This window comes from Tranquillimonas rosea (assembly GCF_900111315.1).
Classification (GTDB): domain Bacteria; phylum Pseudomonadota; class Alphaproteobacteria; order Rhodobacterales; family Rhodobacteraceae; genus Tranquillimonas; species Tranquillimonas rosea.
This window is the reverse complement of record NZ_FOGU01000001.1, coordinates 568,191-588,339: the sequence shown is the minus strand read 5'-3', so window position 1 is coordinate 588,339 and position 20,149 is coordinate 568,191. Positions and strand designations below refer to the sequence as shown.

Genomic DNA, 20,149 nt, shown 5'->3' with positions numbered 1-20,149 from the left:
CTAGTCGTTGGCCAGCGAGTCGAGCGAATTGGCGGAGCCGAGCGTTCCGGTGAGCGCGCCGAGCACCTTGTTGAAGTGGGTATAGGGCGCCTCCGTGACATAGACCGTGTCGCCGTCGCGGATGACGAAATCGCGCGCCTCGAACATGCCGGTCGGTTCGGTCAGGTCCAGCACATAGACCATCCGCTGCGTGCCCTGCAGGTCGGTGCGGCCCAGCACCTGCTCGGCGATCTCCTCGGGCTCGTTGCGGAAGACGAAGACGCCCGTGGGGTCGGCCAGGGCGGTGTTCAGGCCGCCGACGCGGGCGATCGCCTCGATCGCCGAGATCGATCGGGTGTCGAAATCGACCCGGTTCTGCGTGCCCGTGGCTCCGAGCGCGGTGAACGAGCGGGTGTCCTGCTCGACGAGGATCCGGTCGCCGCCCCGCATCGCGATGTCCGCGCGCGGGCCGCGGTAGATGTCCTCGAACCAGACCTCGTCCTCATGGTCGCCGCGCACGACCGTGACCCGCGCCACTTCGGACGGGATCGCGAGACCGCCGGCACGCGCCAGCATGGCCGACAGGGTGCGGGTCGGCCGCTCGATCGCGTAGACGCCCTGCGCGCCCACGCCGCCCACCACCGATACCGTCGCGCCGTCGCCCGCCAGGCGGCGAACCTGCACCTGCGGGTCGGGCGTCTGGGCGTCGAGTTTCTCGGTGATCAGCCGCCGCACCGTCTCGGGGGCGTTGCCCGCGGCGCGGATGCGGCCGGCATAGGGCACGAAGATGAAGCCGTCGCCGTCGACCTGGACCTCTTCCAGCACGGTGGCGTTGACGCCCTCTGCCGCCAGCAGCCCGTCGTCGACATTCTCGTAGATCGTCAGGCCCAGCGTGTCGCCGGGCCGGATCGTGTCGGACCCGACGACGCCCGCGTTCAGAAAACTGGAACTGAAGCCGAGCGCGGGCACCACCGAGGTCGCACGGGTCACGCGTTCGTTCACGGAGACGACGAACGCATCGCCCTGACGTTGAACCGAGCCGGCGAAGATCTCGCGCTTGTTGGGGCCCGATCGGGGCAGGCCACAGCCTGCGACGGCGGCGACGAGCGCCGCGAACACGGCGCTGCGCGCGAGACGCGATGCGTTGAAATTCACTGCCCGGTCTCCTCGACCTTGTTCTGCCTTGCGCGTTTTTCCGTTTAAAGTACGGAAATCCCGACGCTTTAGCCAGACCAGTGGGCGCGCGGCGCTATCGGACGACGTGCAGGTGTTGCCGTGGCGCTGCGGTCCCGCGTTCGAGCGCGTCGTAGGGATCGTCCTCGGCCAGCATCATGTCGACCACCTGCCGCAGCAATTGCCGCCGCCCGCGAGAGGAATAGAAGCCGCCGGACACCTGGCTGGTCTTGAGCAGGAAGTGACGGAAGTCGCGGTAGGCGCGGCTGTCGGGCCGCATCGGCTCGGCGAAGAAGTCGGGCAGCGGCTGGCCCGACACGAACTCGGGCTTGGCATAGACGGCGTCACCGAACACCTTGAGCGGCAGGCCGCGCCAGAGCACCTGCTGGGCGGCGGTGGAGTTCACCGTCACGGCGCTGCGGGCATGGTCCAGCAGATGCGCCAGCTTGCCGCCCCGCACGTGATGAACCCGGTCGCCGACGCCGTGCCGGCGGGCGGCGGCGGCGATCGCGCGGGGCAGGTTCACCCGCCCGTCCTCGAGCGGATGCGCCTTGAAGACGAGGTGATGGTGCCGCGGGGCGCCGCGGGCGAAACCGTCGATCACGAGATCGAGGAACTCGGTCATCGACGCGAACCGCGAGTGGCGCCGAAAGCTCGAGTCGTGCGCCAGTTGCAGCAGCGCGAGGTGATAGGGAAAGCCGCCCGTCTTGATCCGGTGCGTGGCAAGCACGCGGTCGGCCCAGTGCCACAGCATCAGCACCAGCCGGCGGAGGTAGAGTCGGAACTCCTGCCGGACATGCAGGTCGCGGTGAGGGCGGAAGTTGGCGTAGCGGCGGTTCGCCAGCATCACCCAGGCATGGTACAGCGCGCCGTAGAAGATGTGCTGGCGCATGTCGCCCCAGCGGGCCGGCGCATCCGGCAGGTCAAGTTCGGCATCCGCCAGCGCCTCCTGCATCTGGGGCACCGTCATCTGCATCAGGCGAGAGTGGCCGTTGGCGCCACCGCGTTCGTAGGTGATCCAGTAGGGCCGCAGGTAGCCCTCTTCGAAAACGTGGATCCGGCAGCCCAGACGCCGGCCGATGCGTATCGCGTCGAGGTGGATCTGCCGCGCGTCGCCATAAAGCGCGATGTCGGTGATCCGGTGCCGACTCAGCAGCCCCTCGACGACCTCCGGCCAGTCCGCCGCGGTGCCGAGGAACGGGATGTAACCCGTGCGGTCGGACCAGAACGCTGCGTCTCCGCGATTGAAGCCGACGCGCCAGGTCTGCGCGCCCGCCGCCCGGAGCATCGCGGCCAGCCGGTCGAAGAAGGGCCCGTGCGGTCCCTGCAGGAACAGGAACCGCCGGGCCCCGTCATCGTCACTCTTGGTACTCATCACGTCGTTCCGTCGACCGCGTTCCGTGCCGCGCGTCGCTATCCTAGGACGGAAAGGTTGCCAAAGATCTTGACCGCAGCATGGCACGGGCGGGCCGCTACAGCGGCACGGTGTGTCTTGTGGCGGGCGCGGCGGGGGGCTAGGTGGCTTGGGGACGCAAGTGACGGAGGCCCGAGGATGTTCACGGGGATCATCACCGATATCGGCCGCGTGCTCGAGGTCGAGCGGCGCGGCGACCTGAGGGCGCGGATCGCGACCGGCCATGACGTGGACACGATCGAGATCGGGGCCTCGATCGCCTGCGACGGCATCTGCCTGACGGTCATCGCGCTCGGCAAGACGCCCGAGCCGTGGTTCGACGTGGAGATCTCGGCCGAGACCGTGTCGAAGACCAGTGTCGGCGGCAATGGCTGGCCCGAGGGGCATCGCATCAACCTCGAACGCAGCCTGAAGGTCGGCGACGAGCTGGGCGGGCACATCGTCTCGGGCCATGTCGACGGCGTGGCCGAGGTCGTGTCGGTCGAGGACGAGGGCGACAGCACGCGGGTCATGCTGCGGGCGCCGGACGGCCTGGCGCGGTTCATCGCGCCCAAGGGATCGGTCGCGCTGAACGGCACCTCGCTGACGGTGAACGAAGTCGACGGCGCCACCTTCGGGATCAATTTCATCCCGCACACGAAAGAGGTGACGACCTGGGGCGGGGTTGCCGTCGGCGACTGGGTGAACCTCGAGATCGACACGCTGGCCCGCTACGTCGCCCGCCTGCAGGACCACGGATGAGCGTCCTCGGCCACAACGGCGGGCCGGCCTTCGGCACAGGCCGGGGCTGGCAGAGATACGCCTGGCGCCACGCCCGCCGGCAGCTGCTGCCGCGTCTGCCGATCGAGATCGTGCGCCGCCGCGTCCGGCGGGCGCGGGAGCTCGGGCTCGACTACGACACCTATGCCACCGTCCAGGCGACGACCGGTCGCGACATCGTCGCTTTCCTGTTCTCGACCAATGCCCTGGGATTGGCCTTGCGCGACCGTCCGGCGCCCGGACGGACCGAAAAGCTGCGGGCGATCGAGGGGGCCGAACGGCGGCTTCTGGCGAATCCGCCGCGCCGGCCCGACAGCGTCGTATCGCCCTTGGGCGATCCGGTCTTTGCCGGGCCGGGACCGTGGGACAGCTGGTCCGAGACGCGGACGCGTCTGCGCGCGGCGCTGGCCAGCGGTGCGATCCCGTCCGACGCCGTCGTGCTTGTCGGCGATACCGGCGTCGAGCGGGGCTGGTGCGCGGTGGCGGGTCTGGCCGGGTATGTTCCCGCCGAGAGGTATTTCAACGACGCGCCGGAGTGAGCGCACCCGCTTTCCATCGCCGCGCGCGTGCGCTACATCCCGCCCCGAAACGAAAGGGCCGGGCCTGATGCAAGACAACGCGACCGAAGACTATGCCGATGTGATCTCGTCGGTCGAAGAGATCATCGAAGACGCCCGCAACGGTCGCATGTTCATTCTCGTGGACCACGAGGACCGCGAGAACGAGGGCGACCTTGTGATCCCGGCCCAGATGGCGACGCCGGAGGTCATCAACTTCATGGCGACCTACGGGCGCGGGCTGATCTGCCTGAGCCTGACGGGCGAGCGGATCGACGCGCTCGGCCTGCCGCTGATGGCCTCCTACAACTCGTCGCGGCACGAGACCGCCTTCACCGTCTCGATCGAGGCGCGCGAGGGCGTGACGACGGGCATCTCGGCCCACGACCGGGCGCATACCGTCGCCGTGGCCATCGACCACCAGAAAACCGGCGCCGACATCGCGACGCCGGGCCACATCTTTCCGCTGCGCGCTCGCGAGGGGGGCGTGCTGGTCCGCGCGGGCCACACCGAGGCCGCCGTGGATTTCGCGCGGCTGGCAGGGCTGAACCCGTCGGGCGTGATCTGCGAGGTGATGAACGACGACGGCAGCATGGCCCGGCTGCCCGACCTGGTGAAGTTCGCGCAGCACCACGGCATCAAGATCGGCACGATCAGCGACCTGATCGGCTATCGCCGCCGCCACGACAATCTCGTCGCCGTGAAGAGCGAGAGCACGATCACGAGCGAGTTCGGCGGCGACTGGACGATGCGCATCTATTCCGACGTGACCCAGGGCGCCGAGCATATCGTGCTGATCAAGGGCGACCTGTCCGGCGACGACCCGGTGCTGGTACGGATGCACACGCTCGACCCGATGCTCGACATCGTTGGCCTTGGCGAGAAGGGGCGCACGACCGAGTTCGGGCAGGCGATGAAAGTCATCGCCGAAGAGGGACGCGGCGCGCTCGTCCTGCTGCGCGACGTCCACATGAAGATGGACAGCGACGACCACGTCTCGCCACAGAAGCTGCGGCAATACGGCCTCGGGGCGCAGATCCTGTCCTCGCTGGGACTGAGCGACCTGGTCCTGCTGTCCAATTCGCCGACGCCCAAGGTCGTGGGGCTCGACGCCTACGGCCTGTCGATCGTCGGCACCCGCACCATTCCGCTGGAGGGCTGAGAGATGGCCGGCAGCTCGCACTACACCCCGCCGATGCCCGAGTTCGACGCGCCGCTGAAGGTGCTGATCGTGGTCGCGCCCTATTACCGCGACATCGCGGACATGCTGCTGACCGGGGCACGCGCCAAGCTGGAGAGCGTCGGCGCGGCCCACGAGACGATCGAGGTGCCCGGCGCGCTGGAGGTGCCCACCGCGATCCGCATCGCCCATCGGCAGGCGGATTACGACGGCTACGTCGCGCTTGGCTGCGTGATCCGGGGCGAGACCACCCATTACGAGACCGTGTGCAACGACAGCAGCCGGGCGCTCACGCTGCTGGGTCTGGACAGCGCCTGCATCGGTAACGGCATCCTCACGGTCGAGAACCATGACCAGGCCGCGGTGCGGGCCCAGCCCGACGGGCAGGATAAGGGCGGCGGCGCGGCCGAGGCGGCGCTGCACCTGATCGCGCTGTCGCGCAGCATGGGCCGCGCGCCCAAGGGAATCGGCTTCAAGGTCGCAGGCGACGGGACGACGAAAGCGTAATGGCGAAGGACAAGCGGCAGATGCGGTCGGCCGCGCGGCTCTATGCCGTGCAGGCGCTGTTCCAGATGGAGAAGTCCGGCCAGACGGTCGAGGCCATACGGCGCGAGTTCGAGGATCACCGATTTGGCGCCGTCTACGAGGACGGGGTCGAGATGGCCGAGGGCGATGTCGACCTGTTCCGCAAGATCACCGAGGACGCGGTGAACTGGCAGGCGACGATCGACCAGATGACCCACCGGGCGCTGGTCGCGAAATGGCCCATCGCGCGGATCGACCCGACGCTGCGCGCCCTGTTCCGCGCCGCGGGTGCCGAGCTGATCGAGGGGGACGCGCCCCCCAAGGTCGTCATCGTCGAGTTCGTGTCCATCGCGCAGGCGTTCTTTCCCGAGGGTAAGGAGGGCGCGTTCGTCAACGCGATCCTCGACCACATGGCGCGCGAGGCGAAGCCCGAGGCGTTCTGAGCGGTCAGCCCGTTTCCCTCTCGTCCGCCGCGACGATGCCGTAGGTCCGCAGGTCCTCGGGAAGCAGCATGTATATCTCGTCGGGCGGTGTCAGCAGCGCCGGCTCCATCACGCCCAGCCCGATGCCCATCTCCTCGAGATAGGCCATCACGCGGCCCTGGCCGCGCTGCACGTCCTCGACCGCCATGAACGCGGGCAGGACGGTGTTCTCGCCGAAATAGTGCTGGTGCACGCCAACATGCCCCTCGGGGTCGACGTTGCGGTCGGTGCCGCCGAACAGGACATAGGGGCAGGCCGACAGGCACACGTCGCCGGCGGCAATGGCGGTCGTCGCGCCGCTGTCGCGGATCGTGCGGCCGATCTCCAGCGCGTCCTGCACCGAGCCGCCGGGCGAATGAAGGTAGAGCGTGTTCACGCCGTCGTCCTGCTGCTGAAGATAGTCCACGAACCGGTCCGCATCCCCCGGCGCGATCTGTCCGGTCAGGCGCAGCACCGACTCGCCATCGATCTCGGACGGGGTGAAGTGCAGGCGGTCCGGCATCTCGCCGGTTTCGGGAAAGGGCCGGCTCGCGGGGGCCTCGGGCAGCCGGTCGGGCCGGTAGCGCCGGGTCTGGTCGCCGGGGCGCACCGGCTGGTCCATGTCCGGCGGCTTGGGCCCGAAGGGCAGCGACGGCATGTCCGCGCCGATATCCGCGGCGAACAGGATCGCCGCCATGCCCAGCTGCACCCCGAGGATCGTCTTGATGACGCCGCCGGGCCCGATCCGCGCGCTCACGGTCCGGAGCCCCTGAGTGGCGTCGGCGCGGGGCGGGGATGGGGCTCTTCATCATCCGGTTCGTTGCGGGTGTCGTCGGGCTCTTGCGTGTCCTGCGGCGGCGGCGTCCGCTCGCGGTCGAGCGAGGCGTCGACATCGCGGGCGGCGCTGAGCGCGGCTCGCAGTTCGGCCATCGTCATCGTGTCCTCGATCCGAGCGGGGTCGCGCGACGACCGGATCGCGGCCTGGACCACCATTAGGATGAACACCAGCACAGCCGGCAGCAGGTCGATCGAAATCGCCCCGGCCCACGAGGGCACGAAGTTGCCAGCGTAGCGGATCACCGCGTCGGCGGTCGAGATCGGGGTATAGACGGTCTCGTCCGGCGGCGGCATCGAGATCACCGCCTCGGCCGCCTGGCGCAACGTCTCGGCCCGCTGGCCCAGCACCTCGAGTACCGAGTTGATCGTCGCCTGCTGTCCCGCGCGGGTCGTCTCGGTCGAGCCGTCGAGTTCCGGCAGCACCACCGACGCCGACAGATCCTGCGCGGCGCGGGCCACCAGCGGCGCGACCGACAGCTGGCGCAGCTGGCTGATGATCCCGGCAAGGCGCACGGCCTCTTCCGAGAACTCGACCGAGCGCGCCTCGACCGGGCCCGGTTCCACCGTGAGCGAGCGCATGCGGCTGAGGATCTGGTTGCCCTCGGCGAAGGCACGTTCGATCGCGGGCTCCTGCGAGGCGATCTGGTCCTCCAGCGCCGTCAGCTCTTCGGCCTTCTGCTGCAGCACGCGGAACACCGCGCCGCGGCCGGCGAAGCCGGACAGCTCGCCCGTCGCCTCCTGTTCGGACAGGTCCTCGAAGCTCTGCCGCGCGCGGGATACGTCGCGCTGCAGGCCCTGGGCCGAGATCGCGATGCCGTGCGTCCGCTCCAGCGCGCCCTGGTAGTCCTGCACCGTCTCCGCGAGGTGCTGTTCGACCGCGGCGGCGCCAGCAAGGGCGGCGGCGTTCAGCCAGGACGACATCGCCACGATGGCGAGCGACCCCAGCCCCATCGCGCCCATCAGCCCGAGCCGCGCGGTGTTGGTGCGCATCGCCGGAAGCAGGCGCATCAGGTAGGACCAGAAGACGAAGATCCCGACTGACACCGCGATCGAATAGGCGAGGGCTGCAAAGACGCTGAGCGCGCCGTCGTCGTCCAGCAGCGACGAGACCCCGAGATAGGTATAGATCCCCGACGCCGTGGCCAGCACCCCGAGCGCCGCTCCGGTAAAGCCGTCGAGCCATCCCAGGTGCCCCTCGAGCTCGCGGGCATGGCGCACGCCCTGGGCTTCCGCCCGGCTCAGCCGCGTCTCGTCGGTCATGTCGGATATGTCCCTCGCGTTGCCGTCGGTCAAAGATAGGGCACGCGGCACCCCCTGTCAGGCGTGGGGCGTCGGGGCCGGGTCACGGATGGGTGAGAGGGTAGTGTGTGACGGGACCACCGCTAACGTGGGGTTAACTAAATTCCCGAGGACCTGTAAAGACAGGTGGGCGCCAGGTGAACGAACCACGGTCCGCACAGAGCCAGCTCCCTCGGTAAAGAGTAAGGTCACTGGAATTTGGCCCTACACAGGAAGGGCAGAACCCGTCACACCGCAGAAGTAAGGTGATATGGGGGAGGCGACAAGGGGCTTGCGCCGACGATCTTCACTTGCGCTACGTTTCCCTTTTGTTCACACTTGCCCCATGCCCGAGGACCATCTGCCGCCCGAGTTGAAGCCCGGCCAGCTTCTGGCCCGCGGCGTCTGCCGTCACCTGCTGGGCCACGACTTCGTCACGGTCGAGGAATTGATCCCCTCGCCGGGACTGCGCGTGGACGTGATGGCGCTGGGGCCGAAGGGCGAGATCTGGATCGTCGAGTGCAAGTCGAGTCGCGTCGACTTCACCTCGGACCGCAAGTGGCACAATTACCTGGAATGGTGCGACCGCTTCTTCTGGGCCGTGGACGAACATTTCCCGACCGAGCTTCTGCCGGACGAATCCGGCCTGATTGTCGCGGACGGCTATGACGCCGAGATCGTGCGCATGGGGCCGGAGGACAAGCTTCCGGCGGCGCGGCGCAAGGTGATGGTGCAGAAGTTCGCCCGGCACGCCGCCCTGCGCTGGCAGTCGGCGCGCGATCCGGGGCTGGCCGTCTCGGGCGGCTGACTATTTCTTTTTCTTGCCCTTGCGGCCCATCTGCCGGGCACGCTCGGCCGCGGCGCGGATCTCTTCGGCGATCTCGTCGGCCTCGTCGGGATCGAAATCGAGCGGAACTTCGAGGCCGGATCCCTCGACATAGATCCGCACCATCCCCAACGTCGTCGGGCCGATCTGCAGATTCGCCTCGATGTCGCTTTCCTTGTCGATGCTCATGGCGCGTCCTCTCGGTGATGAGACGCTTGGATTTAGCCGCTGCCCGGGGAGTGTGCAAGACGGCTTGCAGCCCGAGGCGCAGCCTGGAAGATGGCTGCGCATGAGCGTGCGCCTCGACGATTTCAGCGACCCGGATGCCGCGTGGGTGATCGCGCGGCATGCGGAACTGTACCGCGCCGAGTGCGGATTCGACCACAGGTTCGAGGCCGCGGTGCGGGGCGTCGTCGCGCGCTTCATCGAGGCGCGGTGTCCCGCTCGCGAAGCCGCATGGATCGCGTGGCAGGGCGGGGTCCGCCTCGGATCGCTGTTCTGCACGGCGACCGACCGCCGCGACACGGCCCGCCTGCGTCTCTTCCTGCTCGAGCCCGAGGCGCGCGGGCAGGGGCTGGGCTGGCGGATGCTTGAGACCTGCCGGAGGTTCGCGCGGGAAACGTCCCATACCCGCCTGATCCTCTCGACCCACGAGAGCCACCGCGCCGCCTGCGCGCTCTATGCTGCCAGCGGATTCAGCATGACGGCGGCGCGGCCGGTCCGGAGCTTTGGCCGGGATCTTGTCGAACAGGAGTGGGAGATCGCGCTCTGAACGCTTGCAATCCGTCGGCGCTCTTTGTAAATCGCCCCGCAGTGCCGCCTTAGCTCAGTTGGTTAGAGCGCTGGATTGTGGATCCAGAGGTCCCCCGTTCAAGCCGGGGAGGCGGTACCACCCCCGAATATGTGGAGTCACGAAGCGGCTGGATCAAAGCTGAACGGGATCTCGCGCTTGATCAGGCCGATCATCTCTTCGGCCACGCGCCGGCGATTCGCGTCGTCGTCGTAGTCGGGCACGATCTGGATGTAGTGGTCGTTCACGACGCCCTCGTGACTCCGCGCCATGAGCTGTCCGAAGCTTGCCTCGAGCTGCGCGTGGTCGATGGTCGGGCCCACCACCTCGTCCCAAGTGAGGTCGTCACGGTACTCGGTCACGCCATGGAGGCCCCGATACCACGCCGCACCGAAGACGAGGGCCGGCACGCCCACGCGGATCGCCTCCCACCCGGCGGTGCCGGTGATGGTCGCGACACATTTCGCGCCCGAGATCAGCGCCTTGGTGTCCACCCAGCTGGGCAGAAACTCGACGTTCGGAATCCGGTTGAGGCGATGAAAGAACATCGGCCCGCGCATGTAGAGCCGTTGCTTGGGGTTCTCCTTCACCAGGATGCGCGTACCCTCGGTGACGAGGTCGGCAAGCCGCTCGATCGCCAGCGCCTGATCGCGGAACCGGCCGCCCAGGGCCGAGGTCGTCATCTCGGGCTGAAGCTGGAGCGGGACGTAGACGTAGTCGCCGCTCAGGTCGACCTCCTGGTTTTCGAAGGCGACCAGCTGGTCGAAATAGGCGAACTCGTCCTCGTGGAAGAACCGCGCGAAGGGGTCGCGCCATTTCGGCAGGCCGCCGTAGACTTGGCGCATGTGCCGCACCAGCCGGGCGACGTAACGCGGGTTGAACGCTTGAAGCGGTCGCTTGAGCAGGAGAAAGGCGATCAGGTGCCGGATCGCCTTGCCGTTCAGCGTCCCGCCTTCCTCGTAGCCCTGCTTGACGCCCTTCATGTAGAATGGGTCGGGCGGAAAGGCGGGCTCCACCCGGATCGGTGCGACGCTGGGGTCGGCCGGAAAGGCGCCGAGCGATTTCGCATCGGTCAGCGAGAAGTAGCGGTCGGGAAACAGCGACTGCGTGACCATCGTGACCGGGATACCCAGTGCCTTGGCCACCTGGAAGAAGATCGTGTCGTAGGCCAGGTGCGGGATGTTGAAGAACACGCAGTGGGTTACGCCGCGGTCGATCATCGCCTGCGCGATCACGTCGGCGAGGATGTGGTAGAAGTCGGCATAGTCCTGCATCGTGCGCAGGGGATGCGCCTTGTGACCGTGCATGCCGATGTCCGAGCGCCGGTGCAGGTGGTCGATGAACTCTTCCATCTGTTCGATGAAATCCGGCTGCTGGAAAAGCGAGACCGCCGCCCCCGTCCAGCGCTGGCCCTGGAAGAGGTGCCCCTTGCGGCCCTTGCGCGCCCGCATGCTCGACAGGGCACTGGCGCGGAAATCGTCGTCCTTGCGGCCGTTGTGCAGCGCCACCTCGACCTCTCCGCCCGACGCGGACTCGATCTCGTCCAGGATGGCATTGGTGAACTTGTTGGTGGAGACGACGCACAGGCGGAGTGTCATGGGAATCCTTTCCGAGCGGCCGCGCCCCCGCCGGGCGCCGCGGTGTCGCCGGTCTGCCTAGCCACCGGGGCGCGCGCGTTCAAGGTGGGCGCTACTCGACCGTCACGGTCTGGCGCAGCGCGCCGGTTTCGGCGTCGAGGATCAGGATCCGCTCGTCCTCGGTCACGACGGCGAACCAGTCCGGCCCGCGGGTGAAGGCGGTGGCGCGCGCGCCGTCGGGCAGGGCGATGCTGTCGGGCAAGGGCACCGCGCCGGAGGCGTCGGGGAAGCGGGTGACAAAGAGCGCGATCAGGATTACCAGTCCCGCGATCATCGTGGCGGTCAGCACCGTCACGAGCCGTCGCAGGAAGGTCAGGCCCCTTGCTTCGGCGGTGTTGTGCGGAGTGTCGTCCATGGTGGAAATCCTGACAGTCGTGATCGGGCCCGAGCCGCCCGGCCGCCTTGATAAGGCGCTGGCGCGGGATGTGCCAGCCTCGGCCCACCTGTCGCGCTCGCGGCTTGCGCGCCTGATCGCCGCGGGCGCCGTGTCGCGGGACGGCGCTGTGCTGGACGATCCCAAGGTGAAGGTCGCGGCAGGGGACGTGCTGACTGTGTCCGTCCCCGAGGCGGAAGAGACCGAGACCGCGGCAGAGGCGATCCCGCTCGACATCGTGCACGAGGACGATGACCTCGTGGTAGTGAACAAGGCCGCTGGCATGGTCGTGCATCCCGCGCCGGGGGCTCCGGGCGGGACGCTGGTCAACGCCCTGCTGCATCATTTCGGCGGCGCGCTGTCGGGGGTGGGGGGCGAACGCCGGCCCGGTATCGTGCACCGGATCGACAAGGACACGACCGGCCTGTTGGTGGTGGCCAAGACCGACCGGGCGCATCACGCGCTGGCGGACCAGTTCGCCGCCCACAGCGCCGAGCGCAGCTATCTCGCGCTGTGCCACGGCCTGCCGAACCCGGCCGATGCACGGCTGATCAACACGCGCGGCGTCAGCCGCGATCCCGGCGGCGTCATCCGCATCACCTCGCAGCTGGCGCGGCACCGGACGGACCGGCAGCGGCAGGCGGTTGTGTTCGGCGGCGGGCGGCATGCAGTGACACGGGTGGACGTGATCGAGGGCTTCGCCGAGGCCGCCGCGCTGGTGCGCTGCCGGCTCGAGACGGGGCGCACGCACCAGATCCGGGTGCACATGTCCCATGCCGGGCATGCCCTGATCGGCGATCAGACCTATGGTGGCCGCCGCAAGGTTTCGGCGCGTGCCCTTGGCGCTGACGTGGCCGAGGTCGCGCGGCTCTTTCCGCGCCAGGCGCTTCATGCGGCCACGCTGGGATTCGCGCACCCGGCCGACGGCCGGCCGATGCGGTTCGAAGCGCCCTTGCCCGACGACATGGCGACCCTTCTTGAAACCTTCCGCGGGGCTCACGCGTCCTAGCGAGGTCGCACATCGCTGTGAATGCAATGCAATCGCGTGGACCCGGAGTCACGCGGCAGTCATTCTTTATATGAACACTCGACTATACGCCTTGAACTGAACCGATCGGTTCACTAGATTGCTAATTGCTGCACCACACCTGCGGCAGGAGGGACAAGAAATGGCGACATACGCGAACCTTCCCGCGCCGAGCCCGGAGCAGGGGCTAAACCGCTACCTGCAGGAAATCCGGAAATTCCCGATGCTCGAGCCGGAACAGGAATACATGCTGGCCAAGCGGTGGGTCGACCACGAGGATACGAACGCCGCGCATCAACTGGTGACGTCGCACCTGCGGCTGGCCGCCAAGATCGCCATGGGTTACCGGGGCTACGGCCTGCCGCAGGCCGAGGTGATCTCCGAGGCGAACGTCGGCCTGATGCAGGCGGTCAAGCGGTTCGACCCCGAGAAGGGCTTCCGCCTGGCGACTTATGCGATGTGGTGGATCCGCGCGTCGATCCAGGAATACATCCTGCGTTCGTGGAGCCTGGTGAAGCTGGGCACGACCAGCGCGCAGAAGAAGCTGTTCTTCAACCTGCGCAAGGCCAAGAGCCGTATCGGCGCGCTCGAGGACGGCGACCTGCGCCCCGAGAACGTGGCCCAGATCGCGAACGAGCTGGGCGTGACCGAGGACGAGGTCATCTCGATGAACCGCCGTCTGTCGGCGGGCGACGCGTCGCTCAACGCCACGATCTCGAATGACGATGACAATTCGGCCCAGTGGCAGGACTGGCTCGAGGATGAGGGTGCAAACCAGGCGAACGACTACGAGCAGCAGGACGAACTGCAAAGCCGCCGCGCCCTTCTGACCGAGGCGATGGATGTTCTCAACGACCGCGAGAAGGACATTCTCGTCCAGCGCCGCCTGCAGGAAGAGGCCGTGACGCTTGAGGAACTCTCGGGCCAGTACGACGTCAGCCGCGAGCGGATTCGCCAGATCGAGGTGCGCGCCTTCGAGAAGCTGCAGAAGCGCATGACCGAACTGGCCCGTGAAAAGGGCATGCTGACCCCCGCCTGATCGTCATCGCTGGGAAATTGCCAGAGGGCCGCGCGATCACCCCGCGCGGCCCTTTTGCGTTGATGTCTGTCCGGGCCCTGTTGCGTGCGCCCGGCGCCAAGGGGTCAGTACGGGTCCTTCGGGTCGCGGTCGCCCGATAGGGTCTGCTGGCGCCGCCGCACCAGCAGTTCGATCGCGTCGGCGAGGTGCACTTCCATGATGTGATCGTCGCCCGCGGCGACGCGCTGGCGGTGCGCCTCGATCATCACGTCGGCATGGCTGCATCCCAGCGGGGGCTCGAACTTGTAGCAGGCAAGCTCGATCAGAAGTCCGAGCGGATCCTTGAAATAGATCGAGTCCATGAACCCGCGATCTTTCGGACCCGAATGACGGATGCCGCGCGCATCCAGCCGCTCGACCGCCTGCATCCACGTCGCCTTGGAGACGTTGAAGGCGATGTGATGAACGCATCCCGGATCCATCGGCGTGCGGCTGTGCACGGGCTTGCGGTTCTCGTTTGTGAAGATCGTGATCAGCCGGCCGTCGCCGGGATCGAAGTAGAGATGCCCCTCGTCGGGATCGTCGAGGTTCGGCTGATCGAACACGAAGGGCATCCCCAAGACGCCCTCCCAGAAGTCGATCGAGGTCTGCCGGTCCGCGCCCGTCAGCGTGATGTGGTGCACGCCCTGTGCCTGCAGCTTTCTCATGCGCTGCCTCCTGCCGTCATGTCCGTGCGGGACCATAGCGCGGACGCCGGCGCGGGCATCGGAAAAAATGCGCCTTCCCAGTTGATTGACGGGGGCGGGGCCGGGGGCCAATGTCTCGGCATCCAAGGCAGGGAGCACGCTGATGACCGAACCGATCCGCTGGGGCATCCTCGGCGCCGCGAAATTCGCGCGCGAACACATGGGGCCCGCGATCCACTCCGCAGAGAACGCCGTGCTGGCCGCGGTCGGCTCGCGCTCGCCCGAGAAGGCGGAGGCGTTCTCGGCGCTCGCCCCCGGTTTGCGGGTGCACGGGGATTACGACGCGCTGCTGGCCGATCCCGAGATCGACGCGGTCTATGTGCCGCTGCCGAACCACCTGCATGTCGAATGGACGAAGAAGGCGCTGAAGGCGGGCAAGCACGTGCTGTGTGAAAAGCCTGTGGCGATGCAGGCCGACGAAATCGACGACCTGATCGCCGCTCGGGATGCGAGCGGCCTTCTCGCGGCCGAGGGCTTCATGATCGTGCATCACCCGCAATGGCAGCGCGCGCGCACGCTCTTGACCGAGGGTGCGATCGGCGAGTTGCTGCATGTCGATGTCGCGTTCAGCTTCAACAATCCCGACCTCGACAACATCCGCAACAAGCCCGGCACCGGCGGCGGGGCCCTGCGGGATATCGGGGTCTATGCCTTCGGCGCGGTACGCTATGCCACGGGCGCCGAGCCTTCGGACCTGACGGCGCGCATCGACTGGGACAACGGCATCGATTCCTTCGCGCTGGTGACGGCCGATTTTCCCGGGTTTACCTACAACGCCTATGTCGGGATGCGGATGGCGCCGCGTCAGCACGTGACATTCCACGGCACCGACGGCGTGCTGACGGTGCCGGTGCCTTTCAATGCCAACGTGTTCGGCGAGGCGCAGGTGATGACGCAGCGCGGCATGGAAACCCACGCCGAGCGGTTCCCCGGCGTGAACCACTATCGTCTTCAGGTCGAGAATTTCGGCCGCGCCATCCGCGGCGAGATCCAGTATCCGTGCCCGCTGGAATTCAGCCGGGGAACGCAGGCCATGATGGATCGGGTCTACGCCGCTGCGGGCTAAACGCCTCTGGGCTGGTGAGCCGCCGGGCACGACGTCCCGGCGGCCACGCGATCAGTCTTCCATCGCCTCGAGCTCGTCGATCAGGCCCGAGATCATCGACAGGCCCTTGTCCCAGAACGCCGGATCGCTGGCGTCCAGACCGAACGGGGCCAGAAGCTCCTTGTGGTGCTTCGAGCCGCCGGCCTTGAGCATCTCGAAGTACTTTTCCTGGAAGTCCGGGTCGCCCTCTTCGTAGGCCGCGTAGAGCGCGTTCACCAGCCCGTCGCCGAAAGCATAGGCATAGACATAGAACGGCGAGTGGACGAAGTGGGGGATGTAGGCCCAGAACGTCTCGTAGCCTTCCATGAACTCGAACGCGGGCCCGAGGCTTTCACCCTGGACGCTCATCCAGAGCTTGTTGATGTCCTCGGGCGTCAGCTCTCCGCCCTGGCGCGCCTCGTGCAGCTTGCACTCGAAGTCGTAGAACGCGATCTGCCGGACGACCGTGTTGATCATGTCCTCGACCTTGCCGGCCAGAAGGACCTTCTTTTCTGCGTCGTCCTTGGCGTTGGCGAGCATCTTTCGGAAGGTCAGCATCTCGCCGAACACGCTGGCCGTCTCGGCGAGGGTCAGCGGCGTCGCGGCCAGAAGCTCGCCCTGTCCGGCGGCGAGGGTCTGGTGCACCCCGTGGCCAAGCTCGTGCGCCAGGGTCATCACGTCGCGCGGCTTGCCCTGGTAGTTCAGCATCACATAGGGATGCACGTCGACCACGGTGGGGTGGGCGAAGGCGCCGGGGGCCTTGCCGGGCTTCACGCCCGCGTCGATCCAGCCCTTTGTGAAGAACGGGTCGGCCAGTTCGGCCATGTGCGGCGAGAAATCGGAATAGGCGTCGAGAACCATCGACCTGGCAGTGTCCCAGTCGACGGTCTTGTGATCCTCCATCGGCAGCGGCGCGTTGCGGTCCCACACCTGCAGCTTGTCCAGACCCAGCCACTTGCGCTTGAGCTCATAGTAGCGGTGGCTGAGCTTGGGATAGGCGTCGACCACGGCGTTGCGCAGGGCCTCGACCACCTCGGGCTCGACATGGTTGGCCAGGTGCCGCCCGGTCTGCGGCGTCGGCATGCCGCGCCAGCGGTCCTCGACCGCCTTCTCCTTGGTCAGCGTGTTGTGGACGCGCGAGAACAGGCCGATCCGGTTCTGGAACGTCGCCGCCAGCTCCCGTGCCGCCGCCTCGCGCTTGTCGCGGTCGTGGTCGGTCAACAGGTTCAGCGTCGCCTCGAGACCGAGCGTCTCGTCCTGAACGCGGAACTCGAGCCCCGCCATCGTCTCGTCGAAGAGCTTGTTCCAGGCGGTCGCGCCGACGACGGACTGGTCGTGCAGGAACTTCTCCAGCTCGTCCGAAAGCTGGTAGGGACGCATCGCGCGCATCCGGTCGAAGATCGGCTGGTAGCGCGCCAGTTCGTCGTTCGCGGCGAACAGCGCGTCGAGATGATCGTCGGGCAGGCGGTTCACCTCGAGCGTGAAGAACACGAGCGGGGTGGTGTACGTAGTGATCCGGTCCTGGCAGTCCGACAGGAACTTCGCCCGCTGCGGATCGGTCGTCTGCTGGTAATACCGCAGGCCGGCGAATGACATGATGCGGCCGGCGATGACGTCGATCCGCTCGTAGCGCTTCACGCAGTCGAGAAAGTCCGCGGCATCCAGCGTGTCGAGCTTGCCCTCGTAATCGGCGGCGAAGTCCGCGCAGGCGGACTCGAGCCAGTCCATGTCGCGCTTCAGCTCGGGCGCATCCGGCGCTGCGTAGAGATCGGTGAGGTCCCATTCCGGCAGCTGTCCCAGATCCTTACCGCCCGGGGCGGAGGCGTCGAAGACGGGGCGGGGCAGGTCGAGCGTCATCGTGGTCCTTTCTTTGTTCTCCGGCTCAGAGATAGGGTGTCGGCGGTACGCTCCGCAAGGCGCGGATCAAAAGCCGTAGAGCGCGGCGGGCGTGTCGACCCAGACCTTCTGGCGCGACTCGGCGTCCGTCACAGCGCGGTGGAACGCATCGACCAGCAGGCCGGCATCGGGCATCTCGGCCCCGTCCAGCAGGATATGCGGCCAGTCCGAGCCCCAGAGGCACCGCTCGGGGTTGGCGGCAACGAGCGAGGCGACGATCTCGTCCGCGTCGTCCCAGGGGGCGTCGCAGAAGCGGTAGACGCCGGAGATCTTGGCATAGGCGCGACCCTCACCAAGCAGCCGGCGCAGCGTCTCGACCGGCGCCTGCCGGGGCCCCGACGCCACGTCGGGCCAGCCGATATGGTCGAACACGATCGGCACGGGCAGGGTGCGGATGTCCTCGGCGATTTGTTCCATGTGGTGGTCGGCCTCGATCAGCACCTGCAGGTGCATCCCGTGGGCCGCAAGCCGGGGCGCCAGCGTCTTGGCGCCGTTCCAGTTGATCGCGCCACCGTGGACGAGGTTCATCCGCGCCGCCTTGATGCCGGCATCGGCCAGCCGCGTCAGCAGCGTGTCGTCGGCATCCTCCGAGATCATCGCCACACCGCGGGCGCGGCTGCCGAGATGGCGCAAAGTCTCGAGCGTGATCGCGTTGTCGGTGCCGTGCAGCATCGACTGGACGACCACCACCCGCTCCAGTTCGAGCGTCGAGAGGTGCATGTCGAGCATCTGCAGCCAGTCCTTCCAGCTGCGTCCGCCCGCCGGATTCTCGGGCCGGTTCTCGCTCAGCGCGAAATCCGCGGCGCCGCCCAGAACGTGCACATGGGAGTCACAGGCGCCTGGCGGCGGCAGCGTCGTCGGCACCTTGGGCCGGTCGGCGGGCGACAGACCCTCGGGCAGGTTCGCCAGCGTGTCGTAGGTTTCCGAGGGGCGGGCGTCGGGCAGGTCGTCGTCGTTATCCATAGGCGGCCAGCATCTCCTTCAAGTCAACGAGCGTGTTCGCCTCCGCAACCGGCTTGTCGTGGCGCCAGCGTGACATCCTGGGAAAGCGCAGGGCCACGCCGGACTTGTGGCGCGGGCTTTCCTGTATCCCCTCGAAGGCGATCTCGAACACGTGCTCCGCCTTAACAGCGCGTACCGGCCCGTAGCGTTCCAGCGTGTTCTTCCGGACCCAGGCCGTGATCTGGCGGAATTCCTTGTCGGTCAGGCCGCTATAGGCCTTGGTGAACGGGATCAGATCGTTTCCCGACCAGACCGCGAAGGTGAAGTCGGTGAACAGGTTCGCGCGGCGCCCGTGCCCCTGCTGGGCATAGATCATCACCGCGTCGATGGTCAGTGGATCGACCTTCCATTTCCACCAATCGCCTTTCTTGCGGCCGTCGCGATAGGGGCTGTCCCAGCGCTTGAGCATCAGGCCCTCGGCGTAGAAGTCGCGCGAGGTCTCGCGCTCGGCGGCGAGGGCGGCCCAGTCGCCGAATTGGACCAGCGGCGACGGCAGGATCGGCGCGTCGGCAGGCGCGTCGGCAAGCACGGCTTCGAGCCGCTTGCGCCGTTCGACGAAAGGCAGGGCGCGGATGTCCTCTCCGTGGTGTTCCAGCAGATCGTAGGCGCGCAGGATCGTCGGCGCCTCGGTCAGCAGCTTCTTCGGCACGGTCTTGCGGCCGATACGCTTCTGGAGCGCCGCAAAGGGCATCGGGCGCGTACCCTCCCACGCCAGCACTTCGCCGTCGATCACGGTGCCGTCCGGCAGGAAGTCGGGCAGGACGGCGAATTCCGGGAAGCGGTCGGTCATCAGCTCCTCGCCCCGCGACCAGAGGAAATGCGCGCTGCCGCGCAGGATCAGCTGGCCGCGGATGCCGTCCCATTTCCACTCGGCCGCCCAGTCCTCGGGCGGGCCCAGCGTGTCGGGCGGGTCGTCCAGCTGGTAGGCGAGGTAGAAGGGATACGGCTTGGACAGGTCCGCCGTCGGATCGTATTCTAGGATCAGGCTGCGGAAGCTCGTCGTCTCGGGCGACCAGTCGCCCATCAGCCGGTGCGCCAGGTCCGGCTCGTCGATGCCGGTGGCGCGCGACAGGGCGCGGGTCATCAGCTTCTGGCTGACGCCCATGCGGAAGCCACCGGTCAGAAGCTTGTTGAACACGAAGCGCTCGGCGGCCTCCAGCCCGTCCCAGGCGGCGAGGATGCGGGCCTTGCGCTCGGCCTCGTCCAGCTTGCCCAGGTATTTCACCTCGGTGATCCAGTCGGTCAGCGTCCGATCGGACCGGCCCGTCGGGTCCGGCAGGATCAGCGCGATCGTCTCGGCCAGATCGCCTACGATGGGATAGGATTCCTCGAACAGCCACAGCGGCAGGCTGGCATGTTCGGACGCCCATTCGCGCAGGTGGGTGGCATTGACGCTCCGCTTCGGGCGGCGGCCCGACAAAAGGGCGATGGTCCACAACCGGTCGCTTTCGGGCGCGTCGGTGAAATACGCGGCAAGCGCCTCGACCTTGGCGTTGGTCTTGGTCGTCTGGTCGAGCCGGGTGAAAAGCTGGGCGAAACGCTGCATGCGCCAGCAGATAGGCGCTGTGGGCCGGGCGGACAGGGCTT

General features: G+C 67.6%; 21 protein-coding genes and 1 tRNA gene. 11 read left to right on the top strand and 11 right to left on the bottom strand.

The annotated features are described in order from the left end of the window. Both BMZ25_RS02820 and BMZ25_RS02815 read right to left on the bottom strand, forming a co-directional pair. On the bottom strand, positions 1-1,134 hold the full coding sequence (locus tag BMZ25_RS02820; protein WP_092688012.1) for a polysaccharide biosynthesis/export family protein: 1,134 nt from the start codon (positions 1,132-1,134) through the stop codon (positions 1-3). A gap of 94 nt (positions 1,135-1,228) precedes the next feature. Beyond that, entirely contained in the window at positions 1,229-2,527 is a 1,299-nt protein-coding gene (locus tag BMZ25_RS02815; RefSeq protein ID WP_092688009.1) for a capsule biosynthesis protein, read from the bottom strand. Between the two features lie 177 nt (positions 2,528-2,704). Between BMZ25_RS02815 and BMZ25_RS02810 the strand changes: the two genes are divergently transcribed. The 5 genes from BMZ25_RS02810 (at position 2,705) to nusB (ending at position 6,030) form a co-directional block, all read left to right on the top strand. Next, complete coding sequence (locus BMZ25_RS02810; protein WP_092688006.1) at positions 2,705-3,307, top strand: riboflavin synthase; 603 nt, start codon at positions 2,705-2,707, stop codon at positions 3,305-3,307. Next, a complete protein-coding gene (locus BMZ25_RS02805) occupies positions 3,304-3,864 on the top strand; it encodes a hypothetical protein (RefSeq protein WP_092688003.1) in 561 nt (186 codons plus the stop codon). Before BMZ25_RS02810 ends, BMZ25_RS02805 begins: the two co-directional genes overlap by 4 nt. Before the next feature lie 67 nt (positions 3,865-3,931). Then, positions 3,932-5,044, top strand: a complete 1,113-nt coding sequence (gene ribB, locus BMZ25_RS02800; RefSeq protein ID WP_092688000.1) for a 3,4-dihydroxy-2-butanone-4-phosphate synthase — start codon at positions 3,932-3,934, stop codon at positions 5,042-5,044. A 3-nt stretch (positions 5,045-5,047) separates the two neighbouring features. Then, complete coding sequence (locus BMZ25_RS02795) at positions 5,048-5,569, top strand: 6,7-dimethyl-8-ribityllumazine synthase (RefSeq protein WP_092687997.1); 522 nt, start codon at positions 5,048-5,050, stop codon at positions 5,567-5,569. After that, entirely contained in the window at positions 5,569-6,030 is a 462-nt protein-coding gene (gene nusB, locus BMZ25_RS02790; protein ID WP_092687994.1) for a transcription antitermination factor NusB, read from the top strand. Before BMZ25_RS02795 ends, nusB begins: the two co-directional genes overlap by 1 nt. Before the next feature lie 4 nt (positions 6,031-6,034). Here the strand turns inward: nusB and BMZ25_RS02785 are convergent, their stop codons facing one another. Continuing rightward, entirely contained in the window at positions 6,035-6,805 is a 771-nt protein-coding gene (locus BMZ25_RS02785) for a COG3904 family protein (RefSeq protein ID WP_092687991.1), read from the bottom strand. Then, positions 6,802-8,145 (bottom strand): AAA family ATPase, encoded by a 1,344-nt coding sequence (locus BMZ25_RS21100; protein WP_235859756.1) that lies wholly within the window; start codon positions 8,143-8,145, stop codon positions 6,802-6,804. Before BMZ25_RS21100 ends, BMZ25_RS02785 begins: the two co-directional genes overlap by 4 nt. 364 nt (positions 8,146-8,509) lie before the next feature. Between BMZ25_RS21100 and BMZ25_RS02775 the strand changes: the two genes are divergently transcribed. Further along, positions 8,510-8,971 (top strand): MmcB family DNA repair protein, encoded by a 462-nt coding sequence (locus BMZ25_RS02775; RefSeq protein ID WP_092687988.1) that lies wholly within the window; start codon positions 8,510-8,512, stop codon positions 8,969-8,971. Here the strand turns inward: BMZ25_RS02775 and BMZ25_RS02770 are convergent, their stop codons facing one another. Continuing rightward, complete coding sequence (locus BMZ25_RS02770; RefSeq protein WP_092687985.1) at positions 8,972-9,178, bottom strand: DUF6324 family protein; 207 nt, start codon at positions 9,176-9,178, stop codon at positions 8,972-8,974. Between the two features lie 100 nt (positions 9,179-9,278). Here BMZ25_RS02770 and BMZ25_RS02765 point away from each other — a divergent pair, with 100 nt between their 5' ends. Both BMZ25_RS02765 and BMZ25_RS02760 read left to right on the top strand, forming a co-directional pair. Next, entirely contained in the window at positions 9,279-9,761 is a 483-nt protein-coding gene (locus BMZ25_RS02765; protein ID WP_092687982.1) for a GNAT family N-acetyltransferase, read from the top strand. A 43-nt stretch (positions 9,762-9,804) separates the two neighbouring features. Further along, positions 9,805-9,881 (top strand) — tRNA-His (locus tag BMZ25_RS02760). A 17-nt stretch (positions 9,882-9,898) separates the two neighbouring features. Here the strand turns inward: BMZ25_RS02760 and BMZ25_RS02755 are convergent. Together BMZ25_RS02755 and BMZ25_RS02750 are read right to left on the bottom strand one after the other, a co-directional pair. Next, the gene (locus BMZ25_RS02755) at positions 9,899-11,377 is read right to left on the bottom strand and encodes a capsular polysaccharide export protein, LipB/KpsS family (protein ID WP_092687979.1); all 1,479 of its coding nucleotides are present in this window, start codon (positions 11,375-11,377) and stop codon (positions 9,899-9,901) included. A gap of 91 nt (positions 11,378-11,468) precedes the next feature. Further along, positions 11,469-11,771: a DUF6476 family protein gene (locus BMZ25_RS02750; RefSeq protein ID WP_092687976.1), complete on the bottom strand. Its 303-nt coding sequence runs from the start codon at positions 11,769-11,771 to the stop codon at positions 11,469-11,471. On the opposite strand from BMZ25_RS02750, the gene BMZ25_RS02745 reads away from it, so the two are divergent. Continuing rightward, positions 11,770-12,798: an RluA family pseudouridine synthase gene (locus BMZ25_RS02745; protein ID WP_092687973.1), complete on the top strand. Its 1,029-nt coding sequence runs from the start codon at positions 11,770-11,772 to the stop codon at positions 12,796-12,798. The genes BMZ25_RS02750 and BMZ25_RS02745 overlap by 2 nt on opposite strands. A 160-nt stretch (positions 12,799-12,958) precedes the next feature. Continuing rightward, the gene (rpoH, locus tag BMZ25_RS02740; protein ID WP_092687970.1) at positions 12,959-13,855 is read left to right on the top strand and encodes an RNA polymerase sigma factor RpoH; all 897 of its coding nucleotides are present in this window, start codon (positions 12,959-12,961) and stop codon (positions 13,853-13,855) included. Positions 13,856-13,959: 104 nt separating this feature from the next. On the opposite strand, the gene BMZ25_RS02735 is transcribed toward rpoH, so the two are convergent. Continuing rightward, positions 13,960-14,541 (bottom strand): VOC family protein, encoded by a 582-nt coding sequence (locus tag BMZ25_RS02735; RefSeq protein WP_092687967.1) that lies wholly within the window; start codon positions 14,539-14,541, stop codon positions 13,960-13,962. A 142-nt stretch (positions 14,542-14,683) separates the two neighbouring features. Here BMZ25_RS02735 and BMZ25_RS02730 point away from each other — a divergent pair, with 142 nt between their 5' ends. Continuing rightward, positions 14,684-15,646 (top strand): Gfo/Idh/MocA family protein, encoded by a 963-nt coding sequence (locus tag BMZ25_RS02730; protein WP_092687964.1) that lies wholly within the window; start codon positions 14,684-14,686, stop codon positions 15,644-15,646. Between the two features lie 51 nt (positions 15,647-15,697). On the opposite strand, the gene BMZ25_RS02725 is transcribed toward BMZ25_RS02730, so the two are convergent. The 3 genes from BMZ25_RS02725 to BMZ25_RS02715 form a co-directional block, all read right to left on the bottom strand. Continuing rightward, a complete protein-coding gene (locus BMZ25_RS02725; protein WP_092687961.1) occupies positions 15,698-17,521 on the bottom strand; it encodes a M3 family oligoendopeptidase in 1,824 nt (607 codons plus the stop codon). 66 nt (positions 17,522-17,587) lie between these two features. Beyond that, positions 17,588-18,523 carry an amidohydrolase family protein gene (locus BMZ25_RS02720; protein WP_092687959.1) on the bottom strand — a complete coding sequence of 312 codons (936 nt, stop codon included), beginning with the start codon at positions 18,521-18,523 and terminating at the stop codon, positions 17,588-17,590. After that, positions 18,516-20,108 (bottom strand): ATP-dependent DNA ligase, encoded by a 1,593-nt coding sequence (locus BMZ25_RS02715; protein WP_092687956.1) that lies wholly within the window; start codon positions 20,106-20,108, stop codon positions 18,516-18,518. Before BMZ25_RS02715 ends, BMZ25_RS02720 begins: the two co-directional genes overlap by 8 nt. Positions 20,109-20,149: the final 41 nt, after the last annotated feature.